The following is a 15,776-nucleotide window of genomic DNA, read 5'->3' as shown; positions in this document are numbered from 1 at the left end:
GTCAAATCAGCGGGCCGGCTTGACCGGTTCGCGGTCGATCAGAACCGTGTTGACGCTGTCCGTCAGCCAGATCTGGCCATCCTGGATCGTGCACTGCAGCTGCATGTTGCGCTGCGCCAGCTTGCTCATGTCCTGCGCCGCTTCCGATGGCAGGTTGATCACGGTCAGGTTCTTCGCCCGTTCCAGTTTGTTGGCGATCTGTTTCCACCAGATGTGGCTGGTTGCGCCATAGCTGTAGACGATCACCTGTTCCGAACGCCCACAGGCCTTCAGGATGCGCTTTTCGTCGGGCTGGCCCACTTCGATCCACAGCTGGATGGCGCCCGTCAAGTCTTTCTGCCACAGGTCGGGCTCTTCCGTATCGAACAGGCCCTTGGTGAACGTCAGCGCCTCATCGGCGTGGATGGCGAACGCCAGCAGGCGCACCATCATGCGCTCGTCCGTCTCGGACGGGTGGCGCGCCAGGGTCAGCGCGTGATCCTGGTAGTAATTGCGGTCCATGTCGGCGATCTGCAGATCGGCTTTGAAAATTGTTGCTTTGAGGGCCATCGTGTTTCTGTCTCGGTAAAGTGAAGAGTGAAATCGGTATCAGCGGAAGACCACGGTCTTGTCGCCATTTTTCAGAATGCGGTGCTCGACGAACCATTTCACGGCGCGCGCCAGCACCACGCACTCGACGTCGCGGCCGATGGCCGTCAGGGTTTCCGCATCCATCGCATGGTCGACGCGCTCGACGTCCTGCTCGATGATCGGGCCTTCGTCCAGGTCGCCCGTGACGAAGTGGGCCGTCGCGCCGATCAGCTTGACGCCGCGGTGATGCGCCTGCGCATACGGCTTGGCGCCCTTGAAGCTGGGCAGGAAGGAATGGTGGATATTGATGGCGCGGCCATCGAGCGCCTGGCACAGGCCCGGCGACAGGATCTGCATGTAGCGCGCCAGCACCACCAGGTCGATCTTGTGCGTGTCCATCAAGTCGATGATCTTCGCTTCCTGCGCCAGCTTGGCCGCTTCCGGCGCGCCGGCCGCCAGCGGCAAGTGATGGAAGGGAATGTTGTAGCTGGCCGCCAGCTGGTAGAACTCCATGTGGTTCGACACGATGGCGGGAATTTCCACGTTCAGCAAGCCGCTCTTGTAGCGGAACAGCAAATCGTTCAGGCAATGGCCGATCTTCGACACCATCAGCATGACGCGCGGCTTGACGCGCGCATCGTGCAGCTGGCCATGGAAGGGGCCATTCAACTGCATGGCTTGCGACAGGTCGGCGAAGTCGCTGCGCAACTGGGCGTCGCTGACGGCGCCGTCTTCCAGCGCGAAATGCACGCGCATGAAGAACAGCTGGGATTCCTGGTCGCCGAACTGGGCGGAATCGAGGATGTTGCAGCCGCGTTCGGCCAGGAAGCCGGACACGCGGTGCACGATGCCGCGCTGGTCCAGGCAGGACAGGGTCAGGATGTATTCGGGATGCGTCATGGTCGCGGAAATAGGTAAAAAAGTAAGGCGATGCTCGGCTCAGCCACGCGCGCCGGCCATCGGCTGCGCTGCCGCGAGCCGGCTATTGTCGCACGGCCGGGCCTGTAAACCTGCATTTTCCACACAGCCATCATGGGGGACGCGACGCGCCATCTCATTCGCGTTCGTTTGATCTGGCGCAAAACCATCGCATTTTTCAAGCAGCCAGGGGCCATTCGCGCCTTAAACGACCACCTGGCGTGGAACCTGGCGCGCCATCCGGCGTCTATCCCTTTGCTCGTTTCAACATACGCCGCACCCGGTGCACCGGGTGTTTTTCGGACCAGATTTTCATTGAGGTAGAACATGTTCCCTAACAGTATTAGCCCCGCGCTGAAGTCCCACCTGGAAGCCCAGCTCAATTTTGCCACCGACCTGTCACGCAAGATGTTCGACACGGCGCAGAAAATGAGCGAGCTTCATGTGCGGCTGGCGCAAGACCTGTTCCAGGAATGGAGCGACACCAATCAGCAACTGCTGTGCGCACGTGACACGGGCGAGTTCCTGTCGACAGCGGCCCAGCTGCAACCAGGCGGCGTGAGGCTGCGCCAGTACCAGCAGCAGCTCGGCAATCTGGTCGCCAATGCCAATGTCGAGATGAACCGCACTGCAGAAACGCATATCCCCGAAGCGAGCCGCACGGCCGTCGCCTTCGCGGACGAAGTGGTGCGCAAAACCGCCGAGGAAACGGAAAAAGCCACGCAGCGCCAGCGTGAAATGATCGAAAAAATGCACGCCGCGGGCCACCGCAATGGCGCGGGCCACAGCCGCGATACCAGCAGGCAATCCGATCAGGCGCATTGAGCACTTGAGTTGAACACCTGAGTTGAACACCTGAGTTGAACACTAGACCCCACTCGACAGCAAGGAGAGCGACATGGCTAACAATCAAGGTAATGAACAGGGCAAAGGCACTGGCAGCAGCCAGAAAGCCGGCGAATCAGGCAGCGGCAAAGGCACGAGCAAGCGCGGCTTTGCCGCCATGAACGAGGAGCAGCAACGCGAAATCGCCAGCAAGGGCGGCCAGGCAGCCCATCAAAAGGGCACGGCCCATGAATTCGACTCGGAAGAAGCACGCCGGGCCGGGCAGAAAGGGGGCGAAGCCGTCAGCCGCAACCGCGAACACATGGCGGAAATTGGCCGCAAGGGCGGCGAAAGCCGGCAATCGGCCCAGCGCGCCAATGAAAACCGCAGCAGCACGGCGGCACGCAGCGGCAGCACTGGCCGGCAGGGCAACAAGGAGGAGGACGACAAGGGCTGATCCGGGGCTGCTCTGGCGGCCCCATGCAAGGGCTGGGGCAGCGCGTGGCGCGGCGGTATGGTACATTCTCGCCTTACAGACACCTCCGCGCCACGCCCCGCCCTTCCCCGCATGCAGCCATCCCTGAAATACCTGAGCGCCTATTCCGAACAAACGCAAGCGCAAGTGCGGCAACTGATCGCGCAAGACAAGCTGGGCGACGTCCTGTTGAAACGCTATCCGAGCGCGCACGATGTACGCAACGACAAGGCTTTATACCAGTATGTACAGGACTTGAAGAATGAATTTCTGCGCAATGCCGAGCCCATCAACAAGGTGGCGTTCGACAGCAAGATCCATGTGATCCAGCATGCGCTGGGCTTGCATACCTCGATCTCGCGCGTGCAGGGTGGCAAGCTCAAGGCCAAGCACGAAATCCGCGTGGCCACCATATTCAAGGAAGTGCCGCTGGAATTCCTGCGCATGATCGCCGTGCACGAACTGGCGCATGTGAAGGAAAAGCAGCACGACAAGGCGTTCTACAAGCTGTGCACGTATATGGAACCGCAATACCACCAGTACGAATTCGACGTGCGCCTGTACCTGACCCAGCTCGACCTGTCAGGCCAGCGCCTGTGGTCATGAAGTCCTGGCCATAACGGGCCGATCCTGAAGTCCACGAAACAATGCCGCCAGGCATCCACCAGGCGGCATTGTTCGGTATGCGCCGGCGGGGCCGGCAGCAAGTTCAGATTCAGGCGGCGTTCTTGCGGCGGCGCAGGAAGGCCAGCAGGCCCAGTCCGCCCAGCATCATGCCGTAGGTGGCAGGTTCCGGCACGGCGCTCACGCTGGCGGCGATATTGTCGACCTGGAAGGTGTGCAAGGCGCCTTCCTTCCACGATGCCGACAGCAGGTTGTTAAAACCCGTAAACGTGTAATCGCTGAAGGTATGGCTGCCATCGAGGCTGAAGGTCTGGCTCACCGTGCCGCCGCCCACCTGATGGCCGACGAAGGTCACGTCGTAGGCGCCAGGCAAGCTCACGAAGTCAGCCAGACTGATCGAGCTCAGCGAGAAAGCGGCGCCGTCGGTACGGCTCAAGGTTGTCGTCGTCAGGAGCGTGGCGCCCAGGCCGGCCGAGCCAGCGTAGGCAAAGTTGCTTTGATGTGCGGAGCTCAACAGGCCCAGGAAGCTGCTGTCGAAATCGTAGCCGCCTTCGGAGTAGGAGTTGAAGACGGAACCGAGGATGCCGGGATGTTCCAGCGCATCGAAGCCGATGGTCGTGGTTTGTGCCTGGGCGCCGCCAGCGGCGAGGATGGCGGCGACAGCGGTCGCGCGCAGGAAGGTCATGGTTTTCAAAATAGCATCCTTTCAAGATGATGAAGTAGCGAGGTTGTGGCAACTTGCAATACTTAGGCGTCGTCGCGGGAAACGGGAGGTGCCTCGCTGGGTGTCCGACATGCCTGTCTTTTGAACAAGTGCAGTAGAACACATTCATATACAAAAAGCATCTTCATTTTCAAAAAAACATGCCTTTAAAGAAATATTATGGCCATATTTATATTAATTAAGTTGTTGAGCTTGATCAATTTTCCCGTACAGAAATAAAAAAGCCATGCACTTCACAGTGCATGGCTGCGGGTAAGGTTCCGTAAGGAATCTTTACGGCGCACAATCTTTCAGGCGCTGCACCAAGGTCGCAGGGTCGGCATCGGCATTCAGGAAGGCCGCGTGCTGCGGGCGAATAAAACCCTGCTCCTTGCCGTTTTGCACGAAGGCGATCAAGCCGTCATAAAAACGGTCGACATTGAGCAAGCCGATGGGCTTGGCGTGCAAGCCCAGCTGGGCCCAGGTGAGCATCTCGAACAGTTCTTCCAGGGTGCCATAGCCGCCAGGCATGGCGATGAAGGCGTCGGACAGGCTGGCCATCATCGCCTTGCGCTCATGCATGTCCTTCACGATGAACTGGCGCGTCAAGCCCGTATGGCCCACTTCGCGCTCGACCAGCTGGGTGGGGATCACGCCCGTCACCTCGCCGCCCAGGCGCAGCACTTCATCGGCGATCACGCCCATCAAACCCACCTTGCCGCCGCCATACACAAGCGAGATATTTTCCGCCACCAGCACGCGCGCCAGTTCGCGCGCCGCCACGGCATAGTCCGGCGAGACGCCCGCATTGGCGCCGCAGTACACACATAAAGCCTTGATCACAGTAATCCCTACCCTTTCAATTCATCGATCGCCGCCTCGACCTCGAGGCGTTCCTTGGCGTCCAGTGCCACGCACTCGGCCGCCTTTTCATACAGTGCCAGCGCTTCCGCCAGCTTTTTCTTTCCGTCGAGCATGTTCAAGGCGCGCGCGTATTCGCTGTGCGCCAGCGCCGAATACGGCGTCAGGGCCAGCGCCGTCTTGAAGTGCTGATAGCCGTCTTCCTTGTTGGCGCCGTAAGTCAGGCCGCCGATCATGGCGCCGACCTTGTCGATAATTTCCGTATGATAAATCCCAAACGCGATATGCGCTTCCGCATGCATGGGCGCTACAGTCATCGTGCGGTCCAGGCTGTTGCGCACGCGCGCGCCCATGCCCTGTGCCAGCGCCTTGACGACGGACGTGCCCAGCGCATAGCGGCCCAGGCTGTAGGCATGCCAGTAATAGCCGGCCGGATTGTCCGGCTGCTCGCTCTGCTGGCGCTCGCAGCGCTCGGCGACCTCCTCGTACATGTCGAGTTTGCGGCTGTCGTCCACTTCCAGGTGCGTGGCGTAGATGCAGGTCGCCTTGTGCGCCACCGCATAGCCGGGTACGCCGACAGCCAGGCCCAGCTTCACGGCGCGTTCGAAGTCGCCCGCATGGAAGGCCAGCCAGGCTTGCACCAGCGCAGGGTGGGTGGGAAACGGTTCCACGTCGCCCGCATGCAGGCGCGCCCAGGCCGCTTCCAGGGTTTGCGGCGTGTAGACATATGCTTCGTCTGGATAGGGGAATTGTTTCCAAGCCATATATCTCTCCTGTAATGGACGACGGGGCGCCAGCAGCCGCGTCAGTCGTTCTTGAGTTTGGTCACATACTCTTCCGACAGTTTGCGAAACAGCAAATGCGTTTCATTGCGCAAATACGGCCCGATCAGGGACAGCACCTGGTAGCAGCCGCGCGCCAGCGCATCGGACATCGATTGCTGCTCGCTGTACTTGCGTGGATTGCGCACATACTCGTACGACAGCCAGTAGGTGGCAACAACCACCATATTCGTCGCCATCGCGGCCACTTCCATATCCGAAGCTTCCAGCGACTGTTCGCTGCGCAAGTCTTCGCACAGCTGCGTGGCCACCTTGATCTTGTGCGCCAGGATCAGCTTGAAATGCAATTCCAGCTTGCGGTTGCGCGACAGCAAATCGTTGAGGTCGCGATAGAAAAAACGGTAACGCCAGATCAGTTCGAACATCAGGTGCAAATACAGCCAGACGTCCTCGATATTCGAACGGCGCCCGTCGGGCACGGTCAGGATGCGTTCGATTTCCGCCTCGAACTGAACGAAGATCGAGTTGACGATGTCGTCCTTGTTACGGAAGTGGTAATACAGGTTGCCGGGCGAAATGTTCATCTCTTCCGCAATCACGGTCGTCGTGATATTCGGCTCACCAAACTCATTGAACAGGCGCAGCGACAACTCCAGGATGCGTTCGCGGGTACGGCGTGGTGCTTTTTGTAGCATGGCGGGCAATCTCTCTGTGTTCTGCCTCAAGCATACCACCTATGATAGCTGTAATGAAACACTCCGCCCCCAGGCGCGGGCGAAAAACGCGGGCAAGAAAAAGCCTGCTCGCGCAGGCTGGAGGGATGCGGCGCCGGCTCAGGCGGCCGGCGCTTTTTTCTTCGCCGCCGGTTTGCTCACCGGCTTGCTCGTTGGCCTGGCTGCGGCGCGCGGCGCGGTCCTGGCCGCCGGCTTGGCCGGGGCCTTGGCGACGGCCGCCTTGGGCGCGGTTTTCAGCGCAGTTTTTGGTGCGGCTTTCGGCGCCGCCTTCACGGCGGGCCTGGCTGCAGCCTTCGGCCTGGGCGCTGGCGCGGCCTTGGCCGACAGCGCCGCCACTTGCTGGCTCAAGGCGTCGATCTGCGCATGCAGCGCGGCAATATCCTGTTGCGTGGGCACGCCGATGGCGGCCAGGGCGCGCGCGACGCGCTCTTCAAACACCTGTTCCAGCTTGTCCCAGGAGCCGCTGGCCTGCTTGCCCACGCCATCGGCCAGCTTGCCGACGCTGTCGCTGACGTCGGCCACCTTGTCTTCGGCGCGCTTCTGGAATTCCGTGCCTTCTTTCACCAGCCGGGAAAACACGCGCCCCCCTTCTTCCTGCGCCTTGGCGAAAGCGCCGAGGCCCGCTTGCCAGATCTGCTGCGCGGACGAGCGCACGGCGTTCGCCAATTCCGCGTCTTCCGCCAGTTCCTTCAATTTCTTCACCATCGCCAGCTCCCGTCATGTGAAAGGCCATGCCACTCATGGATGCGTTTTATTCTAGAGAGCAAAACTAGAGACGGGAGTCTAATTCGATGGAAAACGGCTGCGCAAGGTGCGCCAGCGCACGCGGCGGCCAGTTGCGCGGCAGGGCGAGCGTCTATGCCGCCGCTTTCACCTGGCCGTGCAGCAGCTTGTGCAGGCGGAAGCCTTCGCGGATATTCTCGCGCAGCACGGCGCCTTTCCACGGCTTGGTGTAGAAGCGGTCGACGGCGCCGCGGTTGATGGCCGCCATGATGGGCGTCAGGTCGGCAAAGGCCGAGAGCATGATGCGGAAGGTGTCGGGGCACAGGTGCTTGACCCGCTCCATGAATTCGGTGCCGCTCATGAGCGGCATGCACTGGTCGCACAGGATCACCTGCACCTTGTGGCGCGCCAGGATGTCGAAGCCCTCGGCGGCCGTCTGCGCCGTCAGGATGCGGTAGCCGTCCTGCGCCAGGAAGTCGCTGAGCACGTCGAGCATGAAGACGTCGTCGTCGACGATCAGCAAGGTTTGCTGTTCTTCGCTGCCTGCATCCTCGGGCGCCTGCAGCAGCTGGCCTTTCATCAGCATCTGCTCGAATTCCTCGTGCGGCACGGGGCGGCTGAAATAATAGCCCTGCATCTCGTCGCAGCCGTGGCGCCGCAGATAGGCCAGCTGCGCATCGTTTTCCACGCCTTCGGCGATCACTTCCAGCTTCATGCTGTGCGCCATGCTGATGATGGCCAGCACGATGGCCGCGTCGTCCGGATTGCTGGTCACTTCGCGCACGAAGGCGATATCGATCTTCAGCTTGTCGATGGGGAAGCGCTTCAGGTAAGCCAGGCTGGAATAGCCGGTGCCGAAATCGTCGATGGAAATCTGGATGCCCAGCGCCTTCAGGTTGCGCAGCACGGCGATGGTTTCCTCGGCGTTCGACATGAGCGAGCTTTCCGTCAGCTCCAGCTCCAGCAGTTCGGGCGCGATATCGTATTTGCGGATCGCCTTGAGCACCTCCTCTTCCAGGCCGCCGACGAAAAACTGGATGCCCGACACGTTGACCGACAGGTGCACGGGCCCGATGCTGCTGGCGCCCCACTCGCTGATCTTCCGGCACGCTTCGTCGAGCACCCAGTTACCGACGCGCACGATGAGACCCGTTTCTTCCAGCAGGGGGATGAACAGGGCCGGCGAGACCATGCCGTGGCCAGGGCGGCGCCAGCGTATCAGCGCCTCGGCGCCGCTGATGCGCCCCGAGATGATGTTCACCTTGGGCTGGAAGAACAGCACGAATTCCTCGTTGTCGATGGCGCGCCGCAGGGCATTTTCCATGTCCAGCCGCGCCATCGACTGCGCATTCATTTCCGCCGTGAAGAAGCGGAAGGCGTCGCGGCCCGCTTCCTTGGCGCGGTACATGGCCGTGTCGGCATATTGAATCAGGGTGTCCGCATCGACGCCGTCGTCCGGGTACACGGAAATGCCGATGCTGACCGTCACCGTCACTTCATGGCCCTGCAAATCGAAGGGCTTGCGCATCGCTTCGCGGATCTTGTCGACCACGCCCACCGCATGCTGGGCGCCGTCGGGCAGCACCAGGATGGTGGCAAATTCATCGCCGCCGAAGCGGCCAATGGTGTCGCGCACGCGCAGGCAATCGACGAGGCGGCTGGAAAACTGACGCAGCAGGTCGTCGCCGATGGTGTGGCCCAGCGTATCGTTGATATTCTTGAAGCGGTCGATATCCATGAACAGCACGGCCACGGCCCATTGGTGCTCGGCCGCCTGCGACAGCGAATGGGTCAGCGAGGCGTAGAACTGGCTGCGGTTCGGCAAACCCGTCAAGGTGTCGAAATGGGCCAGCTTCATCAGGCGCTGCTCGGCATCCTTGCGCTCGGTGATGTCGCGCGCCACGGCCACCAGGATCCAGCTCTGGCCCGAGCGCAGGGTGCGCCGCTGCACTTCCACCGACAGGGGCGAGCCGTCCTTGCGCTGCAGCTGCAATTCCGCCATCGGCCCGCCCTGGTCGCCGGCCAGCAGCTTGTTGTACAGCTCTTCCAGCTGGGATTCTCCCTCGTGCGCGCGGCCCGGCCCCACGCGCAGGAAATCCTCGCGCTCGAAACCGAGCATGCGGCAAGCCGTCTGGTTGACGTCGACGAAGCACATGCCGGCGCGGTCGACGAGGAAAATCGCGTCGGCCGTGGCATCCATCGCCAGACGGAAGCGGCGCAAGTCTTCATCGAGGCGGATGCGCGCCGCCATGTCCAGGGTCAGCTGCTCGTGGTGGCGCTTGATTTCGTCGTACAGCAGCAGGTTGTCATAGGCGACGGCGATCTGCGCCGCCACCGTGGCGGCGACCCGCTCGTCGACTTCGGAAAATTCATTCGCCCCCAGCTTGTCGACCAGGTACAGCCAGCCGTGGCTGCGCTCGCGCGAAGCGATGGCCACGCCCAGGAAGGAATGCACGGGCGGGTGCGTGTCGGGCAGGCCCAGCGCGCCGGGATCACCCTTCAAGCCATTGACCCGGTAGGGCTGGCGCTGTTCCAGCAAGCGGTTCAAAATGCCCGTGCGCGGCGCGCTGGCGATGCGCTCGAGGTTTTTCTCGGCGCCGCACGAGGAAAAATAGCTGAGTTTTTCGGCGCCCTCTTCCAGCACGCCGATGCAGGCGTACCTGGAGACGCAGATATTCTGCGCCACCTTGCAACCCGCCTCGATCAGGGCGCGCGGATCGCGTTCGGCGCCCAGTTCGATGCCCAGCTCGATCAGGGCCGTCAGGCGCAGGCTCACCGCCTGCAGGCTCGACAGCGAGCGCGACAGGCGCTCCGTCATGACGCCCAGGTCTTCGGGAATGGCGGCCTGGCCCTCGCGCTGGCTGGCCAGCTGCGAAATCTGCTGGCTGCTCGATTCGAGTTCATCGAGATAGCCGCTGACCTGGTGCTCGATGCCGGCCAGCTTGCCCGTGGCGGGAGGGGCCTCACCGCCGCCCGCGCCCGGCGCCGCCGGCACCTGGGCCGCTGCCGGCATCAGCCCCAGCGCCTCGTTGACGGTGCGCACGATGACCTCGGGATCGGACGGTTTGGGCAGCACCCAGCGCACGCCGCACGCCTGCGCCAGCAGGATCGCTTCCTGCTCGCGGTAGGTGGCCGTATAAAAGATGATGGGCACCTCGGTCAGCGCGGGATCGGCATGCACGCGCGTGACGAATTCGTAGCCGTCCATGTTCGGCATGAGGATGTCGGAAATGATCAGGTCCGGCCGCTCGGTACGCAATATTTCCAGCGCGTCGGCGCCATTCGCCGCTTCCAGCAGGCGGTGGCCGCCGTAGCCCAGCAGCGCGGTCAGGAACTCGCGGTTCAGCACATGATCATCGACGATGAGGATGGTGGCTATGTCGTTTTTAACTGGCGTCGACGGCGCCCCGGGTAAAAAAGACTCCAGCTCCGCGACGAACAGGTCGGGCTCGATCGGCTTGCCGATGTAGCCATTGAAGCCCGCTTCGAGCAGGCGCTCGCGGTCGCCCACCATGGCCAGCGCCGTCACGGCCAGGGCCGGGATGGTGCGCAGCTGCGGGTCTTTCTTCAGCTCCGCCACCACGCCATAGCCATCGAGCTTGGGCAAATGCACGTCGCAAATGATCAAGTCCGGCAGTTCGCTGCGCGCCATGCGCACGCCCTCTTCGCCGTCATAGGCGGCCAGCGGCGTGTACCCGAAGGCACGCAGCAAATACACCATCAATTCCATATTGGTGGCGTTATCTTCAATAATCAGGATACGTGCGGACAATTAGCGCCCCCAATAAAAACTGCATGGACTCATTTTCTGCCTGCGTTCAACTTTCCGTTTGCGCGATCTACATAACAATCCTACAACATCTTGCCATACATCCAGAAAAATATCTGTCCACAAGATGCCGGCGGAACGGCGCAAGCGGCCCCAGCAAAAAATTTTCGCCGGCTGTCTTCTGACGTTAGCTTAATACAGTACGCCAGTGGAAAACAGCATTTTCTGCCCCGTGCGTTGTTAAACAGGGGCAACAGCAGAGTCAAAACAGACAGTCTTGCCATGCAGACAAAACACAACAGGACTCAGGCAAAATGGGGAGTAGATGGGGGTTGGGCGACTTCGTTCTTGATAGTGATTTCTTCCAGCAGCTGGCGCAGCACGCGCGCATCGCTGGCCAGCGCCACGTGGCCGATGCCGCCGAAGGCGAGATTGCGCGCGCCGGGCAGCTGTGCGGACGCTTGCGGCGCGACGATATTGTCGTGATGCGAATAGATCGACGTGATCAGGGCGCGCGTCTCTGCCGTCTCGCTGGCGGCCAGTTGCGCCAGCCAGCCGCTCGGCGCGCCATCGATACGGCTCATCTGCCGCGCATTCGTCCCCGCCGCCAGGTTGGCCAGCGCCGTGCCGTGGTGCGGCGTGCCGATGGTGATGATGCGGGCCACGCGGGCCGCGCCATGCCGGCGCAGCCAGGCGCGCGCCACCAGGCCACCCATGCTGTGGGCGACAAGAATCACGCGGTCGCTGCCCGTGCGGGTGCACAGCTCGGTGATGGCTTGCTCGACCTGCGGCACGAACGCCTCGATGTCGCCGTTGATCGGTTCCAGATCGATCGCCTTGTGCACGATACCGGCCCGTGCCAGTTGCCCGCTCAGCTTTGTCCAGTAGCCGCCGTTGCACACATAGCCGTGCACCAGCAGCACCGGCAGGCCCTGGCCGGGGATGCTGTCGGCCGCATGCAGGCGCGGACGCAGCATGCCCCACGACGACGTCCACAGGGTGGCGCGCAGTTCGCCGGAAAACAGGCGCGCGGCGCCCATGGCGCCCAGCTGGTATTCAGGCGGCACGGGGCTGCCCAGGCGCCGGCTTTCCCAAAAGTTGCGCGCGACGACCAGCGCGCGCACGGCCAGCAGCGTGGCCAGCGCCAGCAGCACGGCCAGCAGCGGCGACGCGACGCCCCACGCGTGCATGGCCAGGTAAGCCACGCCCAGCACGGCCAGCACTTGCAGCAGCATCAGCCACTTGAGGATGCGCGCGATCATGCCGTCGCCGGAACGGGCACGGGCGCCGGCTTGCCCGTCAGCGCTTGCGCCAGGCCGCTGGCCAGGCGCGCGGCCAGCGCGTAAATCGTCAGCTGCGGATTGGCGCCTATCGAGGTGGGGAACAGCGAGCCGTCGTGCACGGACAGGTTGCGCACGCCGTGATAGCGGCCATCGCTCGCCGTCACGCCCAGGCGCACATCGTCCGACATGGTGCAGCCGCCCATCACGTGGGCCGACACCACGCGCGCCAGCAAGGCCTTCATCGGCAAATCGCCGATGGCCTGTTTCGCCTGCGCCCAGCTCGTGTAGTGGCTGGCCATTTCGTGCACGGGATAGACGCTCCTGGCGCCAGCCGCGAACTGGATTTCCGCCATCGACAGCAGCGCACGCCGCACGCCATCCCAGATAAACGGCGTGAGCGGATAGTCGAGCACGGGCGCGCCGAAGCTGTCGATGGAGACGCTGCCGCCCGCCGCATCATGGTGAAAACCGTCGCGCAGCAGGGCCAGCAAGGCGTGCGCATGGGGGAATTCGCGCATCGTGCGCGCATGTTCATCGCCGAAACCGCCCATGGTGGTGGCCATCAGCAGCGGGTGCAACGGCGGCGCTTCGAGCTTGTAGCCGATGGGGCCATCGATGGGCGCCGTATGCAGGAAATGGTCGGAATAAATCGTCTGCGGCGCGCCCGCATAGGCGTCGACCCTCTGCGGGAACAGACCCGCCGAGACCACCGTCGGATGCAAAAAGGTGCGCCGGCCCAGCAAGCCGTGCGGGTCGGGCGCCTGCGAGCGCAACAGCAGCGCCGGCGAGTTGATGGCGCCGCCGGCCAGCACAAAGTGCTTGGCGCGCAGCGTCAGGCGCACGCCCGTCGGCACTTGCCCGGCGGCGTCGAGCGCCGTCACCTGCAAGCTGTCGACGCGCTCGCCCTTGAAGGTAAAGCGCTCGGCGCGCGCATGCACGAGCAGGCCCGCGCCCAGCGCCAGCGCCGACGGGATCGTCGTCACCAGCATCGACTGCTTGGCGTTGGTCGGGCAGCCCATGCCGCAGTAGCCGAGGTTCCAGCAACCGTTCACGTTGCGCCGGATGGCGGCCGTGGGTATGCCCAGCGCCTGCGCGCCACGGCGTAACAAGTCGTTGTTTTCATTCGGCGGCGCGGCCCAGTCGCTCACGTGCAGGCGCTTTTCCATCATGGCGAACCACGGCGCCATGGCATCGACGCCATAGCCGGACAAGCCGAAATGCTTGCGCCAGTATTCGAGGGTGCCGGGCGGCGTGCGGAAGCTCGACGTCCAGTTGACGGTGGTCGAACCGCCGACGGTGCGCCCCTGCAGGATATTGATCGCCTTGTCGCGCGTCTTGCGGGCGGCCGATTCCTGGTACAGGGCAGGATAAGCCTGCGCTTCGCGCATCTTGAAGTCTTGCGAGGACTTCAGGCCGCCCTCCTCGACGATCAGCACTTTCAAGCCGGCCAGCGCGAGGATTTCCGCCGTCACGCCGCCGCCGGCGCCGCTGCCGATGACGACGACATCGGCCTCGAAGCTGCGGTCGGCGCTCAATGTACTGGCGTCCGTGACGTTCCAGCCGGCGGCCACACCGATGGCGATGGGGTCAGGAATGGGAGATGTGCTCATGGATGCCTTATGCGCTCAGTTCGGGCAGCGGTCCCGGATAGCCGATGGCGGCCCAGTGGGCGGCATCGGCATACCAGGCGCCGAGGATCAGGTCGTGCAGGGCCAGGTAGGCCGTCTGCAGTGTCGCCAGGCGGTGCGTGCGCCACGACTGCAGAAAGGCCGCCACCTGGGCGGGATCCGCGTCAAGCCAGCCGCCATGCACGCCGGCGACGAAACGCCGCGCGGGCGCCAGCGCCAGCAGGCCAAACAGATCCTGCACTTCCTGCTGCGCCGCCAGCGGCAAGCCACGAATGGCCGTGTCCACGCCAGCGATGGCGCCGTCGAGCGCAGTGGCACGCGCGGATGCTTCCTGCGGCAGCGCGCTGCCCAGCATGGCCGGCACGATGGCCGCCAGCGCCGCGCGCGCCCCGCCATCAAGCATGAAGCGGCCAGGCGGCGCCGGTCCGCGCACGAGACGGTAGGCGCCGCCGCCGGCGGCCAGCACCCCGGCGCCGAGCAAGCCCAGTTTCAGAAACGATCTGCGTTGCATCCCCATGTCTCCCCTTGTTTTGTACGGCCTTTTGCAGGCCAGTGTACGCCAAAGGCAGTGGGCGTTTGAACGCAAAAACTAGAGCGCAGAGTCTAGTTTGCGCGACTGAAACCACAGCAGCAGCACGGCCAGCAGCGCCGCCAGCGCGCCGCCGATGGCGATGCTGGGCAAGCCAAAGGCGACGATCAGCGCACCGCCGAGCGCTCCTCCAACGGCCGTACCCGCATTGAAGGCGGCGATATTCAAGCCCGCCGCCACGGCGTCGCTGGCCGGGCAATGCTGCTGCGCCAGGCGTAGCAGCCGCATGGTCGACAGGGTGACGAGGGCAAAGAACAGCAAGCCCAGGGTGCCGCACAGGGCCAGCATGGCCAGGGGCTGGGCGCGCAACATATAAAAGCCCAGCAAATTGAGCGCCAGCGCGGCCAGGGTCAGCACGGTGGATCGCAGCGCATGGGGACGATCGGCGCACCAGCCGCCCAGCAGGTTGCCGCCGATGGCGCACGCGCCAAAGCACAGCATGGCGGCGCCCAGCCAGCCCGCATCGAGTCCGCCCAGCTGCAGCAGGAAGGGCGACACATACGTAAAGAAACTGAACGTAGCCACGCTGACCAGCGCAGCCACGCCGGCCGCCATCAGCAGGGGTGGCTGCAAGATGGCGCGCAGGCTGGCCAGCGCCGATACGGCGGCAAGCTGCTGGCGCGCGGCGGGCATGGCGCAGCACAAGCCGGCGCCGCCGCACAAGGCCAGCACGCCGATGGCCGCAAATACCCAGCGCCACGACGAGACGGCGCCCAGCCACGTCCCCAGCGGAACGCCGCCGGCCAGCGCCAGGGTCAGGCCCAGCCAGACGACGGACAACGCTCTTCCTGCGCGCGACGGGTCGACCAGGCTGGTGGCCGCATGCGAGGCGACGGCCATGAACACGCCATGCGCGAGGCCCACGGTAAAGCGCACACCGAGCAGCGCGCCCAGTGCAGGCGCCGCCGCCATGGCCACGCTGCCAACGGCCAGCACGAGCATGGTGGCCACCAGCACCTGGCGCGTGGGCCGGCGCGCCAGCATGGCCGTCAGGATCGGCGCACCGATGGCCGCCCCCAGCGCATACGCGGCAATGGCGCCGCCGGCCGCCGCCACGCTGGCGTGCAAGTCGCGCGCCATGGGAGACAGCAGGCCGGCGGCGATGAATTCAGATAAACCAAAGGCGAAGCTGCACAGGGAGAGCAGATAAATGGAGAATGGCAGCGTGGCGGACGGCAGCACTGTGCGCGAGGACATGGTGGACATGGCAGTTCCTGACAATCAAAAACGCCATGCTGGCCCCTGGGCCATCATCTGTAAAATATCTTATTTATCTTGAAATGAGATCTTGC

Annotated in this window: 15 protein-coding genes; 3 read left to right on the top strand and 12 right to left on the bottom strand. The window is 63.5% G+C overall.

Annotated features, from left to right (window positions below; translation table 11 throughout):
- Positions 1-6: 6 nt before the first annotated feature.
- Both P9875_RS10530 and purU read right to left on the bottom strand, forming a co-directional pair.
- Entirely contained in the window at positions 7-549 is a 543-nt protein-coding gene (locus tag P9875_RS10530) for a YaeQ family protein (RefSeq protein WP_034758748.1), read from the bottom strand.
- Between the two features lie 39 nt (positions 550-588).
- Positions 589-1,470 (bottom strand): formyltetrahydrofolate deformylase, encoded by an 882-nt coding sequence (gene purU / locus P9875_RS10525; RefSeq protein WP_034786194.1) that lies wholly within the window; start codon positions 1,468-1,470, stop codon positions 589-591.
- A gap of 345 nt (positions 1,471-1,815) precedes the next feature.
- Here purU and P9875_RS10520 point away from each other — a divergent pair, with 345 nt between their 5' ends.
- From P9875_RS10520 to P9875_RS10510, 3 genes are all read left to right on the top strand, one after another.
- Complete coding sequence (locus P9875_RS10520) at positions 1,816-2,313, top strand: phasin family protein (protein WP_278318334.1); 498 nt, start codon at positions 1,816-1,818, stop codon at positions 2,311-2,313.
- Between the two features lie 73 nt (positions 2,314-2,386).
- On the top strand, positions 2,387-2,770 hold the full coding sequence (locus P9875_RS10515) for a KGG domain-containing protein (RefSeq protein ID WP_278318333.1): 384 nt from the start codon (positions 2,387-2,389) through the stop codon (positions 2,768-2,770).
- A 111-nt stretch (positions 2,771-2,881) separates the two neighbouring features.
- Positions 2,882-3,394 carry a YgjP-like metallopeptidase domain-containing protein gene (locus P9875_RS10510; RefSeq protein WP_278318332.1) on the top strand — a complete coding sequence of 171 codons (513 nt, stop codon included), beginning with the start codon at positions 2,882-2,884 and terminating at the stop codon, positions 3,392-3,394.
- A gap of 109 nt (positions 3,395-3,503) precedes the next feature.
- Here the strand turns inward: P9875_RS10510 and P9875_RS10505 are convergent, their stop codons facing one another.
- From P9875_RS10505 to P9875_RS10460, 10 genes are all read right to left on the bottom strand, one after another.
- On the bottom strand, positions 3,504-4,097 hold the full coding sequence (locus tag P9875_RS10505; protein WP_278318812.1) for a PEP-CTERM sorting domain-containing protein: 594 nt from the start codon (positions 4,095-4,097) through the stop codon (positions 3,504-3,506).
- A gap of 312 nt (positions 4,098-4,409) precedes the next feature.
- A complete protein-coding gene (locus tag P9875_RS10500; RefSeq protein ID WP_176389510.1) occupies positions 4,410-4,955 on the bottom strand; it encodes a TIGR00730 family Rossman fold protein in 546 nt (181 codons plus the stop codon).
- A gap of 11 nt (positions 4,956-4,966) precedes the next feature.
- Positions 4,967-5,740: a hypothetical protein gene (locus P9875_RS10495; protein WP_099664834.1), complete on the bottom strand. Its 774-nt coding sequence runs from the start codon at positions 5,738-5,740 to the stop codon at positions 4,967-4,969.
- Between the two features lie 41 nt (positions 5,741-5,781).
- A complete protein-coding gene (locus tag P9875_RS10490) occupies positions 5,782-6,453 on the bottom strand; it encodes a TetR/AcrR family transcriptional regulator (protein WP_034758777.1) in 672 nt (223 codons plus the stop codon).
- Positions 6,454-6,591: 138 nt separating this feature from the next.
- Positions 6,592-7,197: a phasin family protein gene (locus tag P9875_RS10485; protein WP_278318331.1), complete on the bottom strand. Its 606-nt coding sequence runs from the start codon at positions 7,195-7,197 to the stop codon at positions 6,592-6,594.
- Between the two features lie 151 nt (positions 7,198-7,348).
- Positions 7,349-10,987, bottom strand: coding sequence for an EAL domain-containing protein (locus P9875_RS10480; RefSeq protein WP_278318330.1), 3,639 nt, complete (start codon positions 10,985-10,987; stop codon positions 7,349-7,351).
- Positions 10,988-11,289: 302 nt separating this feature from the next.
- On the bottom strand, positions 11,290-12,246 hold the full coding sequence (locus P9875_RS10475) for an esterase/lipase family protein (RefSeq protein WP_278318329.1): 957 nt from the start codon (positions 12,244-12,246) through the stop codon (positions 11,290-11,292).
- On the bottom strand, positions 12,243-13,877 hold the full coding sequence (locus P9875_RS10470; RefSeq protein WP_278318328.1) for a GMC family oxidoreductase: 1,635 nt from the start codon (positions 13,875-13,877) through the stop codon (positions 12,243-12,245). The genes P9875_RS10475 and P9875_RS10470 overlap by 4 nt, the downstream gene beginning before the upstream one ends.
- 7 nt (positions 13,878-13,884) lie before the next feature.
- Positions 13,885-14,412 (bottom strand): hypothetical protein, encoded by a 528-nt coding sequence (locus P9875_RS10465; RefSeq protein ID WP_278318327.1) that lies wholly within the window; start codon positions 14,410-14,412, stop codon positions 13,885-13,887.
- A 72-nt stretch (positions 14,413-14,484) separates the two neighbouring features.
- Entirely contained in the window at positions 14,485-15,690 is a 1,206-nt protein-coding gene (locus P9875_RS10460; RefSeq protein WP_278318326.1) for an MFS transporter, read from the bottom strand.
- Positions 15,691-15,776: the final 86 nt, after the last annotated feature.

It is taken from the genome of Janthinobacterium rivuli (genome assembly GCF_029690045.1).
GTDB lineage: Bacteria > Pseudomonadota > Gammaproteobacteria > Burkholderiales > Burkholderiaceae_D > Janthinobacterium > Janthinobacterium rivuli.
The sequence above is the reverse complement of the archived record's forward strand: the minus strand, read 5'-3'. Positions and strand labels throughout refer to the sequence as shown.